Annotated in this window: 25 protein-coding genes; 18 read left to right on the top strand and 7 right to left on the bottom strand. The window is 64.5% G+C overall.

Annotated elements, in window-relative coordinates; translation table 11 throughout:
* Positions 1 to 165 precede the first annotated feature (165 nt).
* The 3 genes from LZA78_RS06975 to mog all read left to right on the top strand — a co-directional run bounded on the left by LZA78_RS06975 (position 166) and on the right by mog (position 3082).
* Complete coding sequence (locus tag LZA78_RS06975; RefSeq protein WP_233676221.1) at positions 166 to 1188, top strand: hypothetical protein; 1023 nt, start codon at positions 166 to 168, stop codon at positions 1186 to 1188.
* Between the two features lie 143 nt (positions 1189 to 1331).
* Positions 1332 to 2558 (top strand): argininosuccinate synthase, encoded by a 1227-nt coding sequence (locus tag LZA78_RS06970; protein ID WP_233676220.1) that lies wholly within the window; start codon positions 1332 to 1334, stop codon positions 2556 to 2558.
* The gene (gene mog / locus LZA78_RS06965) at positions 2555 to 3082 is read left to right on the top strand and encodes a molybdopterin adenylyltransferase (RefSeq protein ID WP_233676219.1); all 528 of its coding nucleotides are present in this window, start codon (positions 2555 to 2557) and stop codon (positions 3080 to 3082) included. The genes LZA78_RS06970 and mog overlap by 4 nt, the downstream gene beginning before the upstream one ends.
* 63 nt (positions 3083 to 3145) lie before the next feature.
* Here the strand turns inward: mog and hemH are convergent, their stop codons facing one another.
* The gene (gene hemH / locus LZA78_RS06960; protein WP_233676218.1) at positions 3146 to 4195 is read right to left on the bottom strand and encodes a ferrochelatase; all 1050 of its coding nucleotides are present in this window, start codon (positions 4193 to 4195) and stop codon (positions 3146 to 3148) included.
* Between the two features lie 105 nt (positions 4196 to 4300).
* Here hemH and otsB point away from each other — a divergent pair, with 105 nt between their 5' ends.
* Positions 4301 to 5047, top strand: a complete 747-nt coding sequence (otsB, locus tag LZA78_RS06955; protein ID WP_233676217.1) for a trehalose-phosphatase — start codon at positions 4301 to 4303, stop codon at positions 5045 to 5047.
* 2 nt (positions 5048 to 5049) lie between these two features.
* Positions 5050 to 6396 (top strand): alpha,alpha-trehalose-phosphate synthase (UDP-forming), encoded by a 1347-nt coding sequence (locus LZA78_RS06950; RefSeq protein WP_233676216.1) that lies wholly within the window; start codon positions 5050 to 5052, stop codon positions 6394 to 6396.
* A gap of 21 nt (positions 6397 to 6417) precedes the next feature.
* On the opposite strand, the gene LZA78_RS06945 is transcribed toward LZA78_RS06950, so the two are convergent.
* Positions 6418 to 7254, bottom strand: a complete 837-nt coding sequence (locus LZA78_RS06945) for a methyltransferase domain-containing protein (RefSeq protein ID WP_233676215.1) — start codon at positions 7252 to 7254, stop codon at positions 6418 to 6420.
* 70 nt (positions 7255 to 7324) lie between these two features.
* Between LZA78_RS06945 and LZA78_RS06940 the strand changes: the two genes are divergently transcribed.
* From LZA78_RS06940 to LZA78_RS06925, 4 genes are read left to right on the top strand one after another with little or no spacing between them, the layout of a single operon-like run.
* Positions 7325 to 8026, top strand: coding sequence for a ComF family protein (locus LZA78_RS06940; protein ID WP_233676214.1), 702 nt, complete (start codon positions 7325 to 7327; stop codon positions 8024 to 8026).
* Between the two features lie 36 nt (positions 8027 to 8062).
* Positions 8063 to 8320, top strand: a complete 258-nt coding sequence (gene grxC, locus LZA78_RS06935) for a glutaredoxin 3 (RefSeq protein WP_233676213.1) — start codon at positions 8063 to 8065, stop codon at positions 8318 to 8320.
* On the top strand, positions 8320 to 9150 hold the full coding sequence (locus LZA78_RS06930; RefSeq protein ID WP_233676212.1) for a carbon-nitrogen hydrolase family protein: 831 nt from the start codon (positions 8320 to 8322) through the stop codon (positions 9148 to 9150). Before grxC ends, LZA78_RS06930 begins: the two co-directional genes overlap by 1 nt.
* Positions 9147 to 9590 (top strand): MarR family winged helix-turn-helix transcriptional regulator, encoded by a 444-nt coding sequence (locus LZA78_RS06925; RefSeq protein ID WP_233676211.1) that lies wholly within the window; start codon positions 9147 to 9149, stop codon positions 9588 to 9590. Before LZA78_RS06930 ends, LZA78_RS06925 begins: the two co-directional genes overlap by 4 nt.
* Before the next feature lie 107 nt (positions 9591 to 9697).
* Here LZA78_RS06925 and LZA78_RS06920 read toward each other — a convergent pair whose 3' ends face one another.
* The 3 genes from LZA78_RS06920 to LZA78_RS06910 form a co-directional block, all read right to left on the bottom strand.
* Positions 9698 to 10813, bottom strand: coding sequence for a site-specific DNA-methyltransferase (locus LZA78_RS06920; RefSeq protein WP_233676210.1), 1116 nt, complete (start codon positions 10811 to 10813; stop codon positions 9698 to 9700).
* A gap of 99 nt (positions 10814 to 10912) precedes the next feature.
* A complete protein-coding gene (rnhB, locus tag LZA78_RS06915; RefSeq protein WP_233676209.1) occupies positions 10913 to 11548 on the bottom strand; it encodes a ribonuclease HII in 636 nt (211 codons plus the stop codon).
* Between the two features lie 89 nt (positions 11549 to 11637).
* The gene (locus LZA78_RS06910) at positions 11638 to 12147 is read right to left on the bottom strand and encodes a hypothetical protein (protein WP_233676208.1); all 510 of its coding nucleotides are present in this window, start codon (positions 12145 to 12147) and stop codon (positions 11638 to 11640) included.
* A gap of 160 nt (positions 12148 to 12307) precedes the next feature.
* Between LZA78_RS06910 and LZA78_RS06905 the strand changes: the two genes are divergently transcribed.
* The 4 genes from LZA78_RS06905 to LZA78_RS06890 all read left to right on the top strand — a co-directional run bounded on the left by LZA78_RS06905 (position 12308) and on the right by LZA78_RS06890 (position 15766).
* Complete coding sequence (locus tag LZA78_RS06905; RefSeq protein WP_233676207.1) at positions 12308 to 12592, top strand: hypothetical protein; 285 nt, start codon at positions 12308 to 12310, stop codon at positions 12590 to 12592.
* Positions 12564 to 13268, top strand: coding sequence for a winged helix-turn-helix domain-containing protein (locus LZA78_RS06900; protein WP_233676206.1), 705 nt, complete (start codon positions 12564 to 12566; stop codon positions 13266 to 13268). Before LZA78_RS06905 ends, LZA78_RS06900 begins: the two co-directional genes overlap by 29 nt.
* A gap of 78 nt (positions 13269 to 13346) precedes the next feature.
* Positions 13347 to 14447, top strand: coding sequence for a carboxynorspermidine decarboxylase (gene nspC, locus LZA78_RS06895; protein WP_233676205.1), 1101 nt, complete (start codon positions 13347 to 13349; stop codon positions 14445 to 14447).
* Positions 14448 to 14518: 71 nt separating this feature from the next.
* Positions 14519 to 15766, top strand: coding sequence for a saccharopine dehydrogenase family protein (locus tag LZA78_RS06890; RefSeq protein WP_233676204.1), 1248 nt, complete (start codon positions 14519 to 14521; stop codon positions 15764 to 15766).
* 63 nt (positions 15767 to 15829) lie between these two features.
* On the opposite strand, the gene LZA78_RS06885 is transcribed toward LZA78_RS06890, so the two are convergent.
* Complete coding sequence (locus tag LZA78_RS06885) at positions 15830 to 16273, bottom strand: PaaI family thioesterase (RefSeq protein WP_233676203.1); 444 nt, start codon at positions 16271 to 16273, stop codon at positions 15830 to 15832.
* 87 nt (positions 16274 to 16360) lie between these two features.
* Positions 16361 to 17464, bottom strand: coding sequence for a succinylglutamate desuccinylase/aspartoacylase family protein (locus LZA78_RS06880; RefSeq protein WP_233676202.1), 1104 nt, complete (start codon positions 17462 to 17464; stop codon positions 16361 to 16363).
* Between the two features lie 90 nt (positions 17465 to 17554).
* On the opposite strand from LZA78_RS06880, the gene LZA78_RS06875 reads away from it, so the two are divergent.
* From LZA78_RS06875 to LZA78_RS06855, 5 genes are all read left to right on the top strand, one after another.
* The gene (locus LZA78_RS06875) at positions 17555 to 18457 is read left to right on the top strand and encodes a LysR family transcriptional regulator (protein WP_233676201.1); all 903 of its coding nucleotides are present in this window, start codon (positions 17555 to 17557) and stop codon (positions 18455 to 18457) included.
* A 90-nt stretch (positions 18458 to 18547) separates the two neighbouring features.
* Positions 18548 to 19336, top strand: coding sequence for an ABC transporter ATP-binding protein (locus LZA78_RS06870; RefSeq protein WP_233676200.1), 789 nt, complete (start codon positions 18548 to 18550; stop codon positions 19334 to 19336).
* Between the two features lie 48 nt (positions 19337 to 19384).
* Positions 19385 to 20143: a transporter substrate-binding domain-containing protein gene (locus LZA78_RS06865; protein WP_233676199.1), complete on the top strand. Its 759-nt coding sequence runs from the start codon at positions 19385 to 19387 to the stop codon at positions 20141 to 20143.
* Between the two features lie 10 nt (positions 20144 to 20153).
* Complete coding sequence (locus LZA78_RS06860; protein ID WP_233676198.1) at positions 20154 to 20831, top strand: ABC transporter permease; 678 nt, start codon at positions 20154 to 20156, stop codon at positions 20829 to 20831.
* A 3-nt stretch (positions 20832 to 20834) separates the two neighbouring features.
* Entirely contained in the window at positions 20835 to 21530 is a 696-nt protein-coding gene (locus LZA78_RS06855; RefSeq protein WP_233676197.1) for an ABC transporter permease, read from the top strand.
* The last annotated feature ends 2 nt before the right edge of the window (positions 21531 to 21532 follow it).

The raw sequence follows: 21532 nt of genomic DNA, 5'->3' as shown, positions 1-21532 counted from the left end.
CCGGCGGCATAGGAAAACTTTCGCTCAGCGATGGCTGCAAAACGGCAAGAATATGCGCAGCCTGGGCGGCAACCCTATTTCCGCCCTGCCCCCGCCCAAAAATGACCATAGTCTGCGCCGTATCTGTTTACCAAACGTCACGCCCTTAACCTGCGGAGACCGCACATGCGTATCAAGACCCCCCTCATCATCGCCGCCACGGCCGCGGCCCTCGTCATCGCCCCGGTGGCGACCAGCTCTTTCACCGGCGCCGATCTCGTCTTTGCCAAGGGCAAGGATGGCGACAACGGTGGCGGCAACGGCGGTGGCAACGGCGGTGGCAACTCCAACAAGAGCTCGGGCAGCGACGGCGGCAACGGCAAGTCCAAGGGCACCTCGTTCAGCCCGAAGGACAAGTCGAGCAAATCGACCGGCACCTCGTTCAGCGGCTCGAACGGCAAGAAGGCCGCGACCAAGACCAACCACGGCGCGATCGCATCCGAACTCAAGGGCCTGAACGCAGCCCATGCCAGCCCGACCGCGCTGGCCAATGCCGCGCCCAACAGCCAGGTCGGCCGCATCGCCACCTACAAGGCCGCGGTCGAGGCAGGGATGCTGGCGGACAAGTTGCTTGACGATGCCAATCTCGCGCTTCTGGGTCTCGACGATAAACTGGCGGGTTACAGCACCCAGCGTACGGCCGCCGAGGTCGAAGCTGATCTGACCGGACTGACTGCGCCGGTCGAGCCGACTGCACCGACACCGCCGACCGCACCCGAAGGCGAAGAGGTTTCGCTCGAAGAACAAACCGCCTATGAGACCGCGCTTTCGGAGTACAACACGGCCCTGTCGGAATACGATACGGCGCTCGAGACCTACAACGGCGAAAAAGCCGCGCTTGAGGCCGAGCTTGCCGAAGCCGCAGCCCGCGACGCGGATCTCGCGGCGAAAGCAGCGCTTGAGGCCGAGATCGTGACCCTCGAAGAGGAAGCCGCAGCCGCCGATGCCGCCGAGCAAGACGCGCTGTTGGCCGCCTCGAATGGCCGCGAACTTTCTCCCGAGGCGCTTGCAGAACTGAACCGCCTGCTCGACCCGCAAATGCCGGTCGAAGAAGCAGCGGCGACGGAAGAAGGCACCACCGAGGAAGGCGCCACTGAAGAAGGCGCGACCGAGGACGAGGTTGTGCTGACCGAAGAGGCGACCGAATAAATCGCTCACCCAGCGTCATACTGGTTTCTACAGCTTGCGGGCGGCCTTCGGGCCGCCCCAATTCGTTCCGGCCGCACCCTTGCCCGTAAGAAAAAAAACCAATAGACCGCGTGCAAACCACTAAGCATAGCAAGGGGCTTGCCATGTCCGCGCCTAAGAAAGTCGTGCTTGCCTATTCGGGCGGCCTCGATACCTCGATCATCCTCAAGTGGCTGCAAACCGAATACGGCTGCGAAGTGATCACCTTCACCGCCGACCTCGGCCAGGGCGAAGAACTCGAACCCGCCCGCGCCAAGGCCGAACTGCTGGGCATCAAGCCCGAGAACATCCACATCGAGGACGTGCGCGAGGAATTCGTGCGCGATTTCGTCTTCCCGATGTTCCGCGCCAACGCGGTCTATGAGGGGCTCTATCTGCTGGGCACCTCGATCGCGCGCCCGCTGATCTCCAAGCGCCTCGTCGAGATCGCGCATGAGCATGGCGCCGATGCCGTCGCCCATGGCGCCACCGGCAAGGGCAACGACCAGGTCCGCTTCGAGCTGTCGGCCTATGCGCTCGACCCGATGATCAAGGTTATCGCACCCTGGCGCGAATGGGATCTGACCTCGCGCACCAAGCTGATCGAGTTCGCCGAGCAGAACCAGATCCCGATCGCCAAGGACAAGCGCGGCGAAGCGCCCTTCTCGGTCGATGCGAACCTGCTGCACACCTCGTCCGAGGGCAAGGCGCTGGAAAACCCGGCCGATGAGGCGCCCGATTACGTCTATCAGCGCACCGTCAGCCCCGAAGAGGCCCCGGACACCCCGGAATATATCGAGGTGACCTTCGAGAAGGGCGACGCCGTGGCAATCAACGGTGAGGCCCTGTCGCCCGCCACGATCCTGACCGCGCTGAACGAATGCGGTCGCAAGCATGGCATCGGCCGCCTCGACTTCGTGGAGAACCGCTTCGTCGGCATGAAGTCGCGCGGCATCTATGAAACCCCCGGCGGCACGATCCTGCTCGAGGCCCACCGCGGCATCGAACAGATCACACTCGACGCGGGCGCGGGCCACCTGAAAGACAGCCTGATGCCGCGCTATGCGGAACTGATCTACAACGGCTTCTGGTTCTCGCCCGAGCGCGAGATGCTGCAAGCCCTGATCGACAAGAGCCAGGAAAACGTCACCGGCACTGTGCGTCTCAAGCTCTACAAGGGCTCGGTGCATTGCGTGGGCCGCTGGTCGGACTACTCGCTCTATTCCGAAAAGCACGTGACCTTCGAGGAAGACGCGGGCGCCTACGACCAGAAGGACGCCGCGGGCTTCATCCGCCTGAACGCGCTGCGCCTGAAACTGATCGCCACCCGCAACGCGCGCGTGAAGAAATGAGCGCCCGGGCCGCCATTGTCACCGTCTCTGACCGCGCCAGCCGCGGCGAGTATGAGGACAAGGGCGGCCCCGGCTGCGAAGACTGGCTGCGCGGCGTGGTGACTACTCCGCTCACCATCACCCGTCACATCATCCCCGACGGACGCGAGAGTGTCGCGACGACCCTGCGCCAACTGGTGTTCGAAGGCGCCGACCTGATCCTCGTGACCGGCGGCACCGGCCCCGCTCCACGCGACGAAACCCCCGAAGGCTGCGCAGATGTGTTCGAGAAAGAGCTTGCGGGCTTTGGCGAGGAAATGCGCCGCGCCTCCCTGCTCGAAGTGCCAACCGCCATCCTGTCGCGCCAATCGGCAGGCATCGCGGGCAAGTCGCTGATCATCACGCTTCCCGGCAAGCCCTCGGCAATCGCCACCTGCCTGAACGCGGTATTCGCGGCGGTGCCCTATTGCCTCGATCTGATCGGCGCAGGCTTCATCGACACCGATCCCGCCAAGATCAAGGCCTTCCGCCCAAAGGCGAAGTAACCCGTCTCATTTCTTCTTGGCCGAAATACCTCGGGGTGCGGGGCAGAGCCCCGCCTAAACCCCTCAAGCAATCCACCCCGCCAGGTTTTCCTCAACCACTTCCATCAGCGCCGTGATGTGCAGATCGTCATCGTTGAGGCAGGGGATATAGCTAAAGCTCTCACCACCCGCGTGCTCGAAGGCCTCGCGGATCTCGCCGTTGATCTCTTCAAGCGTCTCAATGCAGTCCGCGCTGAAGGCGGGCGAGATCACTGCGATGTTCTTCTTGCCAGCCTTGGCGAGTTCCGCCACATGCTCGACCGTGTAGGGCTTGAGCCATTCCTCGGTGCCAAAGACCGACTGGAAGGTCGTGTCGATATCCCCCTTCTGCCAGCCAAGCCGTTCCATCAGCAGACGCGAGGTTTTCTGGCACTGGCAATGGTAGGGGTCGCCTTCCATCAGGTAGCGCTTGGGCATCCCGTGATACGAGGCCACCAGCACATCGGGGCGGGTGGGCAGCGTCGCATAGACCCGCTCGACCGAAGCCGCCAGCGCCTCAATATAGCTCGGGCGGTCGAAATACTCGGGCGCCACGCGCGCCGCGGGTTGGCGCTTTTGCGTCATCAGCGCACGGAAGAATTGATCGTTCGCGGTAGCCGAGGTTGCGCCTGCGTATTGCGGGTAAAGCGGCAGGAACAGGATTTTCTCGCAGCCCTGCTTCACCATCCGGTCCACGACGTCGTGGGTCGAGGGGTTGCCGTAGCGCATGCAGTAATCCACCACGACCTCGGCGCCATAACGCGCGGCGACAGCCTCGCGCAGCTTGGCCACCTGCTGCTTGGTGATCGTCATCAGCGGGCTTTCATCGGCCTCGTTGTTCCAGATCAGCTTGTAATTCGCGCCCGAGGTAAAGGGCCGCTTCGACAGGATGATCAGCTGCAACAGCGGCTGCCACTTCCATGCCGGGTAGTCGATCACCCGCTTGTCCGAGAGGAACTCGTTCAGGTAGCGCCGCATCGACCAGTAATCCGTCGCGTCCGGCGTACCGAGGTTGGCCACCAGCAGACCGATCTTTGCCACGGGAACCGGCGGGTGGTCGGCGGGGGCATGGGCAAGGCGCGGATTGGTGCTCATCTTCCTGTCCTGTCTCTCTTTTCGGAACCTCTCCCGACTTAAAGCGTTTTCAGCGAGGGTCAATGCGACCTTTAAGAGAGGGGCGCAATGGATTACCTTTGCGCCATGTCTTCATATCCGAACCGCTCCGATAGAACGGCGCCGCCTCTCCTCGACCCCGCTCGCCACGCCCTTTTTCTCGATTTCGACGGCACATTGGTCGAGATCGCCCCGCGCCCCGATGCGATCGTCGTTCCCCCGGACCTGCCCGCAACGCTCAGCGCAATCTCTGAAGCCTGCGGCGGCGCGCTGGCCATCGTATCTGGCCGCAGCCTGCCCGAACTGGCGCAATTCCTGGCCGGGTTCGACGGGCTTCTGGTCGGCAGCCACGGCGCCGAGGCGCGCGGCATGGCCCCGCCGCTTGAGCGCGCGCCCGAAGGGCTCGGCCGCCTGCAAGCCGACCTTGCCTCGTATGCCGCAAGCCGGGGCCTGCTCTACGAACACAAGACCCACGGTGCCGCGCTACATTACCGCCACGCGCCCGAGGCTGCCGAGACGGTCGAGGCCTTCGCCCGCGCGGTGTTGGAAACCCTTCCCGGTTTCGCAATGCAACCGGCGAAAATGGCCATCGAGCTGCGCCCCGAGGGTGTCTCGAAGGATCGCGCCCTTGATTCGCTCTGGCGCTTGCCGCAGTTTGCCGGGCGCCTTCCCGTCTATCTGGGCGATGACCGCACCGATGAGCCCGCACTCGACTGGGCCGCGCGCATGGGCGGTTTCGGCATCAAGGTGGGCGAGGGCGATAGCGTTGCACACTACCGCCTGCCCGACCCCGCGGGGGTTCGTACATGGCTCGGCGCCGGACAGGAGGAATAAGCATGGGACGTCTTATCTGCCTGTCGAACCGCATTCCGCTTGGCCCCAACCCCTCGGGCGGGCTTGTCGTTGCGCTAGGCGATGCGCTGACCGAACAGGGCGGCATCTGGATTGGCACCTCGGGTGAGTTGGCCGAAAAACCCGACAACACCCTGCGTGAGGTCGAAGGCGGCGCCTTCCGCCGCATGTGCTTTGACCTGTCGCCCGATGAGCAAGCCAATTACTATGACGGCTATGCCAACTCGGTGCTCTGGCCGCTGTTTCATGGCCGAACCGACCTGCTCGACATCCGGGGCGAGTATCTGTCCTCCTACAAGGAGGTGAACCGGCGTCTGGCCAAGATGCTGATGACGCTGATCGAGCCCGACGACCGCATCTGGGTGCATGATTTCCACCTGCTGCCGCTGGCCTATGACCTGCGTCAGCTGGGGGCGACGAACCGGATCGGGTTCTTCCTGCACACGCCCTTCCCCACCGCGCTCGCACTTCAGGCGCTGCCGAACGGGTCCGAGGTCTGCCAGTGGCTTGCGCATTACGAACTGGTCGGCCTTCAGGCCGAACGCGACGTGCGCAATTGCGTCGATGCAATGGTTCAGGTAGGCGGCGCGACCGAACTGGCCGGGGGCTTTGTCCACCTAGCCCCGCGGCAAACCCGAATTGCCGCCTTCCCGATCGCCATTGACGCCACCGAATTCGCCGACCTCGCCGAGGCCGAGTTCCGCAAACTGCCACCGGGCATCGTCAAGTCGGATCGCCGCCTGATGATCGGCGTGGACCGGCTGGATTACACCAAGGGTGTGCCACAGCGCTTCCGCGCCTTCGGCGAGTTCCTCCAGCGCCACGAGGACTGGCACCGCCATGTCTCGCTCTTGCAGATTTCGCCCCCCACCCGCGAAGGTGTCGCCGCCTATGACGATATCCGCGACGAGACCGAGCATCTCTCGGGCCATATCAACGGCACATTTGCCGACATCACCTGGGTGCCGGTGCGCTTCATCAACCGCCCAGTCCCGCGCGAGACGCTGGCGGGGCTTTATCGCGCCTCGCATGTCGGGCTTGTGACGCCGCTGATGGACGGGATGAACCTGGTGGCCAAGGAATTCGTGGCGGCGCAGAACCCCGACGATCCGGGAGTGCTGATCCTGAGCCAGTTCGCCGGCGCGGCCGAGCAGATGGGCGATGCGCTGATCGTCAACCCGCATGACCCCGAGCAGATGGCGACCGCGATGATGACCGCGCTGGCCATGCCACGCTCCGAGCGCAAGCGACGTCATGCGACGCTGATGGCGGCGCTGACCCGGCAGGATGTCCACTGGTGGTCGCGCGGCTTCCTGACTGCACTCGGATAGGGTTTTACGCTGGAATAGGGTCTATTTCGGGGGTTTCTCGCCGGTCGGCAGCTCGCAGGTGTTCAGCGCATCCGCGAGCCGCTGAATGGCCGAACCGGGGCGCAGCGGCTTTTGCTGGCTTTCATGCGGCTTCCAGCCGGTCAGCCAGACCATGTCGAAAGTGGCGCGCACCCGGCCCTCGGGTTCAGCGAAATTCTCGGTGTAGCGTCGCAGCGCATCAAGCATCACCTTGCGCGGCGTGAAACGGCGCAGCCGGGCGTCAAGCGCATTGCCCTCGCCCATGGCGCGCAGATCGCGCAGCAGCCGCAGCGGGTCGGCGTAGGTCACCTTGCGCTGCACGCTGTCGGCCACCGGCAGGGCAAGACCCCCGCGTTGCAAGAGCGCCCCAAGATCGCGGATCTCGCCCATCGGTAGGATGCGCGGGCTAAGGCCGCCGGTGACGGACGCCTCGGCCTCGGCCAGCACGGCGCGCAGCTCGTGCAGCGTCTGGCCGCCGAAGGCCACGGCAATGAACAGCCCGTCGGGGCGCAGAGCGCGCGCAGCCTGCACGATCTGCCCGACCGGGTCGTTAGCCCAATGCAGGCACATCGCATGAACCACCAGATCATGACCGCCGGGCTCCAGATCCAGCATCTCGTCATCAGCCACGATCTTGGCGCCGGGCAGGACGGCACGCCACGGATCGGGAAAATTCGTCACGATGGCGGGCTGCGTAAAGGTTCTGTTAACCTCGTTCAGCCTCTCCTGAAGCTCGATCGCGGCGTCTTCGTGCAGGAACAACTCGGGTCCCTGCCTCTTGGCGCGGTCACGGTTGCGCAACAGCGCGGCTCGGTCGGTGAGTTTGGGCGGGGTGCTCATGATGGGGCGAGAGATTAGTGCGCTTCGCAGCGGGATTCTAGCGGGGATCGGCAGCATCGGGCGCGGCCTGATGCACACGGTCTTTCCGCCGCGCTGTATCGCTTGCGGCGGGACGGTGGCGAGCGACTTCGGCCTGTGCGGCACCTGCTGGGCCGAGACTCCCTTCATCACCGGATTGTGTTGCGATCACTGTGGCGCGCCGCTTCCGGGCGACGATCCGGCAGCAGTCCTCTGCGATGACTGCCTGCGCCACCCGAGGCCCTGGCAACAGGGACGCGCGGCGATGCTCTATTCCGGCGCCGCGCGGCGCATGGTTCTGGGCCTCAAACACGGTGACAGACAGGATCTGGTGCGGCCGATGGCGGCCTGGCTGGAGCGCGCCTGCCAAGGCGTCATCGAAGACGGAATGCTGATCGCACCCGTCCCGCTGCACCGCAAGAGATTGATAAAACGGCGTTTCAACCAATCCGCCCTGATCGCGAAAGCGCTGGCGCGGCGCACGGGGCAGATCTGCCTGCCCGATCTCTTCCTGCGCAGCCGCGCCACCCCCAGCCAGGAGGGCCGCAGCCGTGAGGAGCGGTTCGAAAACCTCGCGGGTGCTATCTCCATCCGCCCGCGACACATGCAGGCATTGCGTGGCAAGACGGTGCTGATCGTGGACGACGTGATGACCTCGGGCGCCACGCTCAGCGCCGCGACCGAGGCCGCCTATGCCGCAGGCGCACAAAAGGTGTGTGTTGCGGCACTGGCGCGCGTTGCGAAGCATCCCTAAATCCCTATAGTCTTCGCCCCAGATCCGAGGGAACCCATGAAACGCGTCGAGATTTACACCACCCGCACCTGCCCCTATTGCATCGCCGCTAAGGCATTGCTGACCCGCAAGGGCATCCCCTTCGAGGAAACCGATGTCGGCGCCGACCCGTCGCTGCGTATCGCCATGATGGAGCGCGCGAACGGGCGCCGCTCGGTCCCGCAGATTTTCATCGGCGGCCAGCACGTCGGCGGCTGCGACGACCTGCACGCGCTCGATGCGGCGGGCAAGCTTGACCCGATGCTGGCGGCCTGATGAAAGCGGGGCTCGTTCAGCTTTCGGTGACCGACGATCCGGCAGCGAACCTGCCGGTCACGCTCGGCTTCATCCGCGAGGCGGCGAGCGCGGGCGCAGATTTCGTTCTGACGCCCGAATGCACCAACCTGCTGTCATCGAACCGCGCGTATCAGAACGACGTGCTGCGCCATGAAGAGGATGACCTGACGCTTGCCGCCCTGCGCGCCGAGGCCGAGGCGCTTGGAATCTGGCTCTTGATCGGTTCGCTCGGGCTCAAGACCCATGATGCCGACGGGCGGTTCGCGAACCGGTCCTTCCTGATCGGGCCGCAGGGTCAGATCGTGGCGCGCTACGACAAGATCCACATGTTCGACGTGGATGTGTCCGAAACCGAGCGGTATCGCGAATCCGAAGGCTATCGCCCCGGCACCCGCGCCGTGCTGACCGAGGTTGCCGGCACGCCCCTTGGCATGGCGATCTGCTACGATCTGCGCTTCCCGCATCTGTTCCGCCGCCTGGCGCAAGCCGGCGCGCAGATCCTGTCGCTGCCCGCGGCCTTCAACGACACCACGGGTGCGTCGCATTGGGAAAGCCTGATCCGCGCCCGCGCAATCGAGAACACCTGTTTCGTGCTGGCGCCCGCGCAATGCGGCACCCACGCGGCGCATGGCGGACGCCCGCGCCGGACCTGGGGCCACAGCCTTGCCGTCGCTCCCTGGGGCGAGGTTCTGGCCGATGGCGGCACGGAACCCGGCGTCACTGTGATTGATATCGACCTTGCGCGCGTTGCGCAGGCAAGGGTAAGGGTGCCCTCGTTAACGCATGACAGGGACTTCGAGGGACCATGAACGACGCAACCGATCCCCTCGCCGCAACCCTCTTTGCCGAGGTCTTCACGGTAGACCAGCTGGCCCGCAACGTAGTCAGCCGCGCCCTGCCCAAGGGGATGGAGATCTCGCATTTCTCGGTGCTGAACCATCTGGCCCATATCGGCGAGGAACGCACCCCGGCGCAATTGGCGGCCACGTTCCACGTCACCCGTGGGGCGATGACCAACACGCTGTCCAAGCTCGAATGGGCCGGACATGTGCATATCCGCCCCGACTGGGACGACGCGCGGCGCAAGTTCGTCTCGATCTCGCCCGCCGGGCGGCAGGCGCGCGATGCGGCGCTGGCGGCCTTCATGCCGGTGATCGCGGATGTCGTGCGTTCGATCGGCACCGAGAAGGTGCGCGCCGCCCTGCCGGTGCTGCGCGAGCTGCGCAAGCAACTCGAATCCGACTCCTGAGCCCATGAAAAGGCCCCGCCGAGCGAACGGCGGGGCAAGGCTGTGACCGCGGGCGGACCACGGGCACTGGCGGTAACCTAATTTTCAGGGGGAAAGCGGGCGCCCGATCAGTTCGGGCGGCCCTCCATTTCCGCACGGATCTGCTGGCGCAGCAGGTCGATGGGCACCATCTTGCCATCGCGCTTGAAGTGCCAGTAGGTCCAGCCGTTGCACGACGGCGCACCTTCCAGATGCGCGCCGACCTGGTGGATCGAGCCCTTCACGTCATTTCCGACGAGCGTGCCATCGGCGCGGACCTTCGCCTTGTAGCGATTGCCGATGGAGAAGAGCTCTTCGCCCGGGCGCAGCATGCCGCGCTCCACGAGCTGGCCGAAGGGAACGCGCGGTTCTGCGCGCTTCGAGCCGGTGATTTCGAGGGCTTCCTTGTCGAACTTCCGCACGCGGTCGATGCGCTTCTGCGCCACCGCACGATAAGAAGCCTCACGCTCGATGCCGATGAATTCGCGGCCGAGCATCTTGGCAACGGCGCCGGTCGTGCCGGTGCCGAAGAACGGGTCAAGGATCACGTCGCCCGGGTTCGTGGTGCCCAGGATCACACGATGCAACAGGCTTTCGGGCTTTTGCGTCGGATGCGCCTTGTCGCCCTGGTCGTCTTTCAGACGCTCGTTTCCGGTGCAGATCGGCAGCACCCAGTCCGAGCGCATCTGCACGCCTTCGTTCAGCGCCTTCAGCGCCTCGTAGTTGAAGGTGTATTTCGCCGCTTCCGACTTCGAGGCCCAGATCAGCGTCTCATGCGCGTTGGTCAGGCGCTTGCCGCGGAAGTTCGGCATCGGGTTCGACTTGCGCCAGACCACATCGTTGAGAATCCAGTAGCCCTGGTTCTGCAACTCGGCGCCGAGGCGGAAGACGTTGTGATAGGAGCCGATCACCCAGATCGCGCCATTGGGCTTGAGGATGCGGCGCGCCGCGGCCAGCCAGTCGCGGGTGAACCGGTCATAGGTGGCGAAGGACGAGAACTGATCCCAGTGGTCATCGACCGCATCGACCTTGGAATTGTCCGGCCGGTGCAGATCGCCGCGCAGCTGAAGATTATAGGGCGGATCGGCAAAGATCAGATCGACGCTTGCCTCGGGCAAGCTGTTCATGACCTCGATGCAGTCACCCGCAATGATCTGGTTAAGCGGAAGCCGCGAGGCCTCCACAGGAGTCTTCGTTTTCGTCATCTGTGCCTCATTTCCCGTACTGCTCGGGGTGCCGACTTGTGTCGATCTGTGGCTCCAAAGATGAGTCAAAGACGAATCAGCGTCAAATTCTTTTTTGAATCAAGCACTTACAGATTTTGCTTGGCACAAGATATTGTGCACCGGCTTGAACGAACGTCTATGAGCGGGGGTGACCCCAAGATCTAGAAGGGCCTGCAAATGGTCCTTGGTGGGGTAGCCTGCGTTCCTTTCCCAGCCATAGCCGGGGTATTGTTGCGCCAAATCCACCATCAGCGCGTCGCGCGCCTCTTTCGCCAGGATCGAGGCCGCCGCGATCGAGACTGACCGTGCGTCACCCTTCACCAGCGCCTCTGAGGACATCTTCAGATCGCGCGGGATACGGTTGCCATCGACCAGCACATGATCAGGCGCGCCTTGCAGCCCCGCAATGGCGCGGCACATCGCCAGATGCGAGGCTTGCAGGATGTTCAGGCTGTCGATCTCCTCCACGCTGGCGTGCGCCACACACCAGTCGGCGCTGGCGGTGATCTCGGCCACCAGTTCGGCGCGACGCTTGGCGCTCAGCTTCTTCGAATCGTTCAGCCCCTGCGGAATGCGTGCGGGGTCCAGAACCACGGCCGCCGCCGTGACCGGGCCGCAAAGCGGGCCGCGCCCGACCTCGTCCACGCCAGCGATACGCATCAGACCGCGCGCCTGCGCGGCCAGCTCGAAACTGTAATCGGGTGCCTGTGCCATGCGTCAGTCCTGCCCGCTCCGCCGACGCCGTGCAATGAAAAACGCGGGGGCTGGTGGCCCCCGCGTCCTGCTCGTGCCTCATGTTCTTGTCAGCGGCGGCTGATGCGGATGCCGCGATCCTCAAGGCAATTCTTGCCGTAGACCTCTTCGCGGAAGCCGCGATCGCCGCGGATGTCGAAGGCGCAGGATTGCGGCAGGCGGATATGCTCTTTCCGGGCGACCTTTTCGAGGCAGCGACCCTCGACCATCTGGCTGCGCTGGCCGCGACGCTCAACGGTGATCAGGCAGCGCCCGGGCACATCGAGGCGCACGCGGTGGCGGTTGCGATCCTGGTAACGGTAGTCATAGCCGCGGCGCGCGTCCCAAGGCTCGTCCACACGCTCGGCATAGGGATACCAGTTCTGAGTGTTGTTCCGGGTTGCCGGGCGGTTATTGTCTTTCATGTTGTCCACGATGATGGCCGCGGCGCCGAGGCCAAGGATCAGGCCAAGCGCCTCCTTGTCGTCAAGGGCGGCGGCGGGCGTGGGGGCAATGGCGGTCAGGGCGAACGCTGCGGCGGCGGTGGCGGCGGTAATGGCCTTGAAGGAGAAGCGGATCATAGTCAGGTCCTCGTCTTGGCGGGTCGCCCCGCGATTAGGGATGCCCGACCATTGCGCCAGCCCCGTCCGACACGCAATAACAGCCCCCTGCTATCCGATAACACCGGCAATAACCCGCTTGGCTATTGCATAGCGCCGCCGCCCGTCGCAGCCTGAGGCCATGATGAAACATGCCCTCCTTGCCCTTGCCCTGTTGGTCGCCGCCGCCCCCGCGCAGGCCGCCTGCTATGCCGATTACAAGGCCAAGCAGGACAATCCCCTGCGGCTGCATTACGGCGTCGCGGAACTGCCCGACGATGCCTGCTCGAAACAGGCGGCGGGCCGCGCATTGTCCAAACGCCTCGAACGCGGGGGATGGACGCTTTTGAACATTCTCTCCATTTTCGGCCCGGAAGGGTTGGAGCAGAGGAAGGCCAGTGCCGGACAATATTTCCTCCGTTACTGAGGGCCTGCGCACAGGCAACCGCGCAGTGATCTGGGGGATCGCGGCGATCGCCACGATTCTGGCGGTCGCGGCGGCGCTCCTGTTCCTGTCGCTGCCCGATGCCAATGTCTTCAACGCGCGGGTCGAGCGGATCTTTGTCGAGAACGACGCGCTGACCTCGCCCGGTGAGATCAAGCTGCTTGAGGTGCTGGCCCAGTCCGGCACCGCCTTCGCCGAGGTGCTCTCTTCCTATCGCGTGATCATCTTCATCCTGCTGGTCTTCGCCACCGCATTGATGATCGCCGCGCTGGTGTTGCTGGTCACCATCATCAGCCTCAACCGCCGCATGTCCGAGATCCAGCGCGCCGGGATCGAGGTGCAGCGTCTGCGCATCCTGCGCGGCGAGAACGCGGTGATGCTGAACGACATGGCCTTTACCCTGACCCCCGCCGCGATCGAGACGCTGGCCGTTCTGGCCGAGGCGCGGATGGATGACGACATCCTGACCGGCGCGCAGATCGAGGCCGTGATCTCGGGCCGCCCCGAGGCCGATTGCGACGAGGCCGCCGGTGCCACCCGCATCAAGCGGCTGCGCGACGCGCTTGGAAACCAGCTTGTGGCCGAGCTTCTGGTGCGCAACATTTCACGCAAGGGTTACACTCTCACCGTAGCCAAAGAGGCGATCCGCGTGGACTGACGCACCCCCTATTTTCCTTGCAGAGGGGGGTCCGGGGCCCTATATCGCGGCTTCACTTTGCCGCCCCGGGGGGAGTTCATGATTCCGACGCCCTACTACCTGATCGACGAAGCGCGCCTTCTCGAAAACATGCACAAGATCGCGCGGCTGCGCGAGCTGTCGGGCGCCAAGGCGCTTCTGGCGCTGAAATGCTTTGCGACCTGGGGCGCGTTCGATGCGATGAAACCGCATATGGACGGCACCACCTCGTCCTCGCTGTTCGAGCTGCGTCTGGGGCGCGAGAAATTCGGCGGCGAGACCCACGCCTATTCCGTCGCTTGGTCCGATGCCGAGATCGACGAGGCGATCTCCTACGCCGACAAGATCATCTTCAACTCGCTCTCGCAGCTGGATCGTTTCGCCGACAAGGCCAGCCATATCGAGATCGGCCTGCGCCTCAACCCGCGCTTCTCGACCTCGGGCTTCGATCTGGCCGATCCGGCGCGCCCCTTCTCGCGCCTTGGCGAATGGGACATCGCGCGCCTCGAGGCCGCGCTGCCGCGCATTTCCGGCGTGATGATCCATTACAACTGCGAGAACCGCGATTTTGACCTGTTCGACCAGCAGCTGACCCGGATCGAATCCGAGTTCGGCGATTTCCTGAAAAAGCTGAAATGGGTCAGCCTGGGCGGCGGCATCCATTTCACCGGCAAGGGCTACCCGCTGGAAAAGCTGGCCACGCGACTGCGGGAGTTTTCCGAGCGCCTCGGCGTGCAGGTTTACCTGGAACCCGGCGAGGCCTCGATCACGCAATCGACCACGCTTGAGGTCAGCGTCCTCGACATCGTCGATAACGGCAAGAAGGTCGCCATCGTCGACAGCTCGATCGAGGCGCATATGCTCGATCTGCTGATCTACCGCGAAACCGCGAAACTGCCGCAAGAGGGCGACTACCCCTATCAGGTGGCGGGCAAGACCTGTCTGGCGGGCGATATCTTTGGCGAGGCGCGTTTCCCCGCGCCCTTGCAGGTCGGCGACCGGATCTCGGTTCAGGATGCGGCCGGCTATACGATGGTCAAGAAGAACTGGTTCAACGGCGTCAACATGCCGGCAATCGCCATTCGCCGCGCGTATGGCAACGGCACGGTCGAACTGATCCGCGAATTCACCTACGAGGATTACGCTTCCTCATTGTCCTGAGGCCCCGGCCTCTTTCACGGGCCTGAAAAGCCCCCTTCCCCTGTCCTGTCAGACCTAAGGAGACAGCCGAAGTGAAACGCAACGTGCTCATCATCGGTGCCGGTGGCGTGGCGCAAGTCGTCGCCCATAAATGTGCGCAGAACAATGACGTTCTGGGCGCCCTGCACATCGCCTCGCGCACGAAGGCGAAATGCGATGCGGTCATCGCAAGCGTTCATGAAAAGAACGCGATGAAAGTGCCGGGCACGTTCGAGGCACATGCGGTTGACGCGATGGACACGGCCGCCGTGGCCGCGCTGATCCGCAAGACCGGCGCGCAAATCGTGATCAACGTGGGCTCGGCCTTCGTGAACATGACCGTGCTTGATGCCTGTATCGAGACGGGCGCGGCCTATATCGACACCGCCATTCACGAAGACCCCGCCAAGATCTGCGAGGCCCCGCCGTGGTATGCCAATTACGAATGGAAGAAGCGCGACCTGTGCGCCGAGAAGGGCGTGACCGCCATCCTCGGTGCTGGCTTTGACCCGGGCGTCGTGAACGCCTTTGCGCGCTTTGCCATCGACGAATACATGGACGAGGTGAAATCCATCGACATCGTCGACATCAACGCGGGCTCGCACGGCAAGTATTTCGCCACCAACTTCGACCCCGAGATCAACTTCCGCGAATTCACCGGCACCGTCTATTACTGGGAAGACCAGCAGTGGAAGGAAACCTCGATGTTCGCCTCGGGGCGTGACTGGGATCTGCCGGTCGTGGGCACCTGCCGCGCCTATCAGTCGGGCCACGATGAGGTGCATTCGCTCGCTGCCAACTACCCGAACGCCGATGTGCGCTTCTGGATGGGCTTTGGCGAGCATTACATCAACGTCTTCACCGTGCTGAAGAACCTCGGCCTGCTGTCCGAGCAGCCCGTCAAAACCGCCGAAGGCCAGGAAGTCGTGCCGCTCAAGGTGGTCAAGGCTGTGCTGCCCGACCCGGCAAGCCTCGCGCCCGATTACACTGGCAAGACCTGCATCGGCGATCTGGTGAAAGGCACCAAGGACGGCAAGGACGTCGAGGTCTTCGTCTATAACGTCGCCGATCACAAGGAAGCCTACCTCGAGGTTGGCTCGCAGGGGATTTCCTATACCGCGGGCGTGCCCCCGGTGGCCGCCGCGATGCTGGTCGCGACCGGCGAGTGGGACGCCAAGACCATGAAGAACGTCGAAGAGCTGGACCCCAAGCCCTTCTTCACCATCCTCGACCGCATCGGCCTGCCGACCCGCGTTCTGGAAGGCGGCCTTGGCGGCAAGGACAAGGCCTGGAACGCCTGATCCTGCGCCCACGCAGACCAAAGGCCCGCTTCGGCGGGCCTTTTGATTTGCCGGGGCCGGGATCTACTTTTCGTCTTTGCCGTGCATGACCATGATGGTCTGCTGCATCACGGCGCAGAGTTTCTCGCGCCCCGCGTCGATGCCGAAGACCTCTGCCTTGGTCAGGATCAGCGTGCGGCCGGGCCGCAGCACGGTTCCACGCGCAATCAGCTTCGATCCGACCGCCGGGGCCACAAGGTTGATCTTGTATTCCACCGTCAAGACCGAGGCCCCCTGCGGCACCATCGTCATGGCGGCATAACCCGCCGCCGAATCCGCGATCATGCCGACGACCCCACCGTGGACAAAGCCATGCTGCTGCTCGACCCCCTCCCAATGCGGCAGGTGGATCTCGGTAAGGCCCGGCCCAATCACCGGCAGCTCGGCGCGGATCAAGGCCATCGCGTGCTGGCGCGCGAAACTTGCGCGGATGGCGTCGGCAATCTGGGGATCAAGGGCGTTGGTCATGCCGAACGCTAAGGGCGGCCGCCCCGCGCTGTCAATCGCAGCGGGGACGCCCGGAAACTTTGCATTGCCGCGCGGGCGAAACCCCGATCACGCCCCGAGCAGCATCCCCGCCCGCAGCGGCTTTTGCCCGGCCACAAAGAACAGGTCGGTGCCCGCGCGCACGATGCGCATCTGTTCGCGCGCATAAAGCACGCCCTCGGTGCTGGCGTGGATCGCAATGTCCTGCCCGTCGGGGAAGCTTTTCACCGTGCCCAGCAGGGTGCCCGCCTGCACCCGCGCGCCGGGCTCGACGCAGGCGTGGAACAGGCCCGGCGCCGGGGCGCTGACCACCTCGACCGCGGCCAGCGGCGTGGGCGCGGCACCGGCCTCGCGCGACTGCCCGGCGGGGCCTTCGATGCAGCCGGTCTCGGCCAGCCAGGCGATGACGGCTTCCGCATCGCGGCGGGCCTCTTCGGGGCAGGTGTCCAGCACGCCGCGCCATTCCAGCGTGACGGCGAAACAGGCAATCGGCAGGTCGATCTGGAAACGCTCGCGCAGCGCCACCCAGGGCAGGGTGCAGGCTTCGTCGAACGAGCGCCCGCCCTGCACCTCGGCATGAAGCACCGCGGCCGAGCCGGTCGCGCGGCCCAGCCGGGCGGCTTCCTCGGTCTGCTCGGCATGGCAATAGATATGCGTCACGGCCTCGGAATCGCAGTGCATGTCCAGCACGATATCGGCGTCGATGGCCATGCGTAGCAGGGCGCGCTGTAGCGCGCCGATCGGGCTGCGCGGTTGCAGCGCGTCCAGCGCCGCGGCCAGGCGGGTGCGCAGCTCGGCGACCGGGTCGTTACCCGGCGCGCGGTCGTCTGCCGCCAGCGCCAGCGCCGCCGCATCGGGGAAGTCGCGGTTGAAGTTCTGCCCGCTCGTCGCCTCGAAACGCCCGAAGCTGCCGCCAACCACGCCCTGATCCAGCCCGATGGGGTTCGCCAGCGGCACCAGCAGCACCTCGCCCTTGATCCGGCCCTCGGTCTCCAGCCGGGCCAGGCTGTCACGCAGACTGAACCCCACCAGCATCCCGGGCGCCTCATCGGCATGAAGCCCGCCCTGGATATAGACGCGCGGCCGCGCGCCGGGTGTGCCGAACCGATAGACCGTAAGATGCCTGCTCCCGCTCATCGGGCCAGGGGTGAGGGTAACCTGTTCCGTCTGCATGATACTCTCCTGTGACTTGCGTCCACTCTAGGTTCTTGACAGCGGATCGAGTAATGAGTTCGCTTGAAACACGATGAGCGGAGTTCATGAATGACCAAGCGCCGCACCCAGATGAACCTGCGCGGATTCCAGGTTTTCGATGCCGTGGCCCGGCACCTGTCGGTGACTGCGGCGGCAGAGGAGCTTGGCATCACCCAAAGCGCCGCCAGCCATCAGTTGCGCAAGCTCTCGGACCTGCTGGGCGAAGTGCTGATCGAGCGTCAGGGCCGGTCAATCAGCCTGACGGATGCCGGACTGCGGCTAGCGGATTCGCTTGATGGCGCCTTCGATCTGATCGAGCAATCTGCCGCTGCGACGATCGGCCTGAACCGGAGGATGGTGCGGCTGGCGCTCTATTCGTCCTTCGCCTCGGGCTGGATGATCCCCGCCCTGCCGCAATTCACCGAGAAGAACCCCGATATCGACCTGCGCCTGATCATGATCTCGGACCCGCCGGAGATCACCGACCGGGTCGCGGATGTTTTCGTCAGCTCCGAGCCGCAAAGGCGTGGTTATTGGTCCACCCGCCTCTTCCGCGAGTTGCTGGTGCCGGTGGCCGCACCGCAATTCCAGCAAGCCTTCGCGCGGCCGATCCCGCTGATCTCCTCGGATACCGACCCGGTCCTGACAGGCAAGGACTGGGAGGCTTTCGCCGCGCTCAACAACCTTGAAATGAGCGCGCTGCGCGCGGGTGCGTGGCGGTGCTGCTCGCATTACCTGCTGGCGCTTGAGATGGTGCGCGCGGGCATGGGCGCGGCATTGGTGCCCGACTTCATCGCCTTCCCCCTGATGGCACGGGGCGAGGTGGTGCGCCTGCCCGGCGATGCGGTGCCCACCGGGCTGACCTATGACATCCAGGTCAAATATGAGCGCCGCAACGAGCCCGATATTGCTCGGCTCGTCGCATGGCTGCGCACCGCGGCGCGCCGGAACAGGCATGAATATGGTTCATGAGTTGAGCTGATTTCTCATGCCCTGTCGCGCGGGGCCGGTGGTAGCGTTTTCGCAACGACAACCAACCGGCTACCGACAGGGGAATTCACAATGCACGGCTTGGAACCTTCGGGCGCGCTGCGCCTTGCCGTCCGGGATCTGCACAAGAGCTATGGCTCGCTCGAGGTTCTGCGCGGCATCTCGCTTGAGGCGCATCAGGGCGACGTGATCGCGCTGATCGGGGCCTCGGGGTCGGGCAAATCCACCTTCCTGCGCTGCATCAACCAGCTTGAGGATTGCTCGCAGGGCGAGATCTTCGTCAATGGCGAGCATCTGGACCTTGTGCACCGCAAGGGCCGCCGCGTGGCGCGCGACCCGCGCCAGCTGCGTCGTATCCGCTCCAAGCTGGGCTTCGTCTTTCAAAGCTTCAATCTGTGGTCGCACATGACCGTGCTGGAGAACCTGATCGAAGGGCCCACCCGGATCCACGGGATGCATCGCGACGAGGCCGTCGCCCTGGCGCAATCGCTGCTGGAGCGCGTCGGCATGAAGGGCCGCGAAGGCGCCTACCCGGCGCAGCTTTCGGGCGGCCAGCAGCAGCGCATCGCCATCGCCCGCGCGCTGGCCATGCAGCCCGAGGTGATGCTGTTCGACGAACCCACCTCGGCACTCGACCCCGAACTGGTGGCCGAGGTGCTGGCGGTGATCCGCGATCTGGCGACCGAGGGGCGCACCATGCTGCTGGTCACCCATGAGATGGCATTCGCGCGCGACGTCGCCTCGAAGGTTGTGTTCCTGCACAAGGGACTCGTCGAGGAAAGCGGCCCGCCCGCCGAGATTTTCGGCGCCCCCAAATCCGTGCGCCTGACCCAGTTCCTCAAGCACGTGCGCCTGAACTAAGGCGCGCCGCCTTACCACCCCAACAAGAAACCAACAGGAGAACAGCAAATGAAGACTATCGCGGCCATTGCGGCCCTGCTTGCCACGACCGCCGTTGCCGGCGCGGCCGAAATGAAGGTTTGCGTCGAGGGCGCCTACCCGCCCATGTCGATGATGAACGAAAAGGGCGAGATCGTCGGCATGGACATCGACCTGACCAACGCGCTCTGCGCCGAGATCGGCACGGACTGCCTGCTGGTCAAGACCGACTGGGACGCCATGATCCCCTCGCTGCTCGAAGGTAAATGCGATGCGATCATCGCCTCGATGTCGATCACGCCCGAGCGCGCGCAGGTCGTGGCCTTCACCCAGAAATACCTGCAATCGCCCAACATGTTCATCGGCAAGGCCGATGCGGGCCTGACCGACACCGCCGAGGGCCTCTCGGGCAAGCGCGTCGGCGTGCAGCGCGGCACCATCGCACATGACTTCATGGCTGGCGAATTCGCCGATGTCGAACTGGGCCTCTATGGCTCGGAAGAAGATATCTACCTCGACCTGACCGCCGGGCGGATCGACGCGGCCTTCGTCGATGCGGGCACCGGCGAGATCGCCTTCCTTTCGACCCCGGCGGGCGAGGGCTTTGCCTTCTTCGGCGCGCCGCACCGCGAGGTGAAGTATTTCGGCGAGGGTGCCGGCATCGCCCTGCGCCCCGGCGAGGACGAGCTGCGCGAAAAGCTGAACGGCGCGATCAAGGCCATCCGCGCCAATGGCAAGTACATGGAAATCAACAACCAATACTTCTCGACCGACCAGTACGGCGAGTAAGGGGAATGCCATGGACAAGATCGTCGGTTATCTGCCGATCCTGATCGGCGGCATGGGTGTCACGATTGCGGTTGCGATCCTGTCCATGGCCCTCGCGCTTACCCTCGGGGCCGGTTTCGCCACGCTTTACCTGCGTGGCGGCCGCCTCGGGCGGGCGGCGACCACAAGCTACACGACCATCGCGCGCGGGGTTCCCGATCTTGTGCTGATGCTGCTCTTTTTCTTCGGTGGCGAGCGCGCGATCAACTCGGTCCTCGCGCTGATGGGATACGAGCGCATCAGCCTGAGCCCTTTCTTCATCGGAGTGGTGACGCTTGGCTTCATCTTCGGCGCCTTCCTGGCCGAGACCTTCCGCGGCGCCTACCTGTCGGTGCCGCACGGCCAGATCGAGGCCGCACAGGCCATCGGCCTTGCGCCGCGCCGCATCCTTGGGCGGATCATCTTCCCGCAGATGCTGCGGCTTGCCCTGCCCGGTTTCACCAACACCTGGCTGGTGATGCTGAAGTCCACCGCGATCATCTCGATCGTCGGGCTTCAGGACATGGTCGGGCTGGCCGACAAGGCCGGCAAGGCCACGCGTGAGCCCTTCGTCTTCATGCTAGCGGTGATCTTGTTCTTCCTCGCGCTGACGGCGGTATCGGGCAACCTGCTCCATCGGCTCGAGCGCCGTTACAGACCGGGGTTCTGACAGATGCGTTTCGACCTGATCTTCAAACACGCGGACATGTTCCTCGACAGCATCGTGATGACGCTGGAGCTGACCGTGGCCTCGCTGGCGATCGGCATGCTGATCGCCATGCCGGTGGCGGTTTTGCGCACCATGCGCCTGCCCTATATCGACGCGGTTCTGCGCGGCTATGTCTTCGTGTTCCGCGGCACGCCGATGCTGGTGCAGACCTATCTGGTCTATTACGGCCTCTCGCAGTTCGAGTTCATCCGCGACAGCTTTCTCTGGACGGTGCTGCGCAGCCCCTTCAACTGCGCGCTGATCGCGTTTTCGCTCAATACCGGGGCCTATACCGCCGAGATCCTGCGCGGCGCCATCGAGGCCACCCCGAAAGGCGAGATCGAGGCGGCGCAGGCCATCGGGATGTCGCCCCTGCGGATGTTGCGCCGCATCGTCATCCCCGGCGCCTTCCGCCGCGCGCTGCCGCAATATGGCAATGAGGTGATCTTGATGCTGCATGGCTCGACCGTGGCGAGCATCATCACCATCCAGGATATCCTGGGCGCCGGGCGCACGCTGAACGGCAAATACTACCTCGCCTATGAAGGGCTGGTCACGGCGGCCGTGCTCTACCTGGCGCTTACGTTCCTCATCGCCGGCGCTTTTGGAATCGCCGCGCGCCACTTGCAGGCGCATCTGCGCCCTGCCTCAACCCGGTAAGA

This window comes from Rhodobacter flavimaris (assembly GCF_021378075.1).
In the GTDB taxonomy this organism is placed as follows: domain Bacteria; phylum Pseudomonadota; class Alphaproteobacteria; order Rhodobacterales; family Rhodobacteraceae; genus Rhodobacter; species Rhodobacter flavimaris.
The sequence above is the reverse complement of the archived record's forward strand: the minus strand, read 5'-3'. Positions and strand labels throughout refer to the sequence as shown.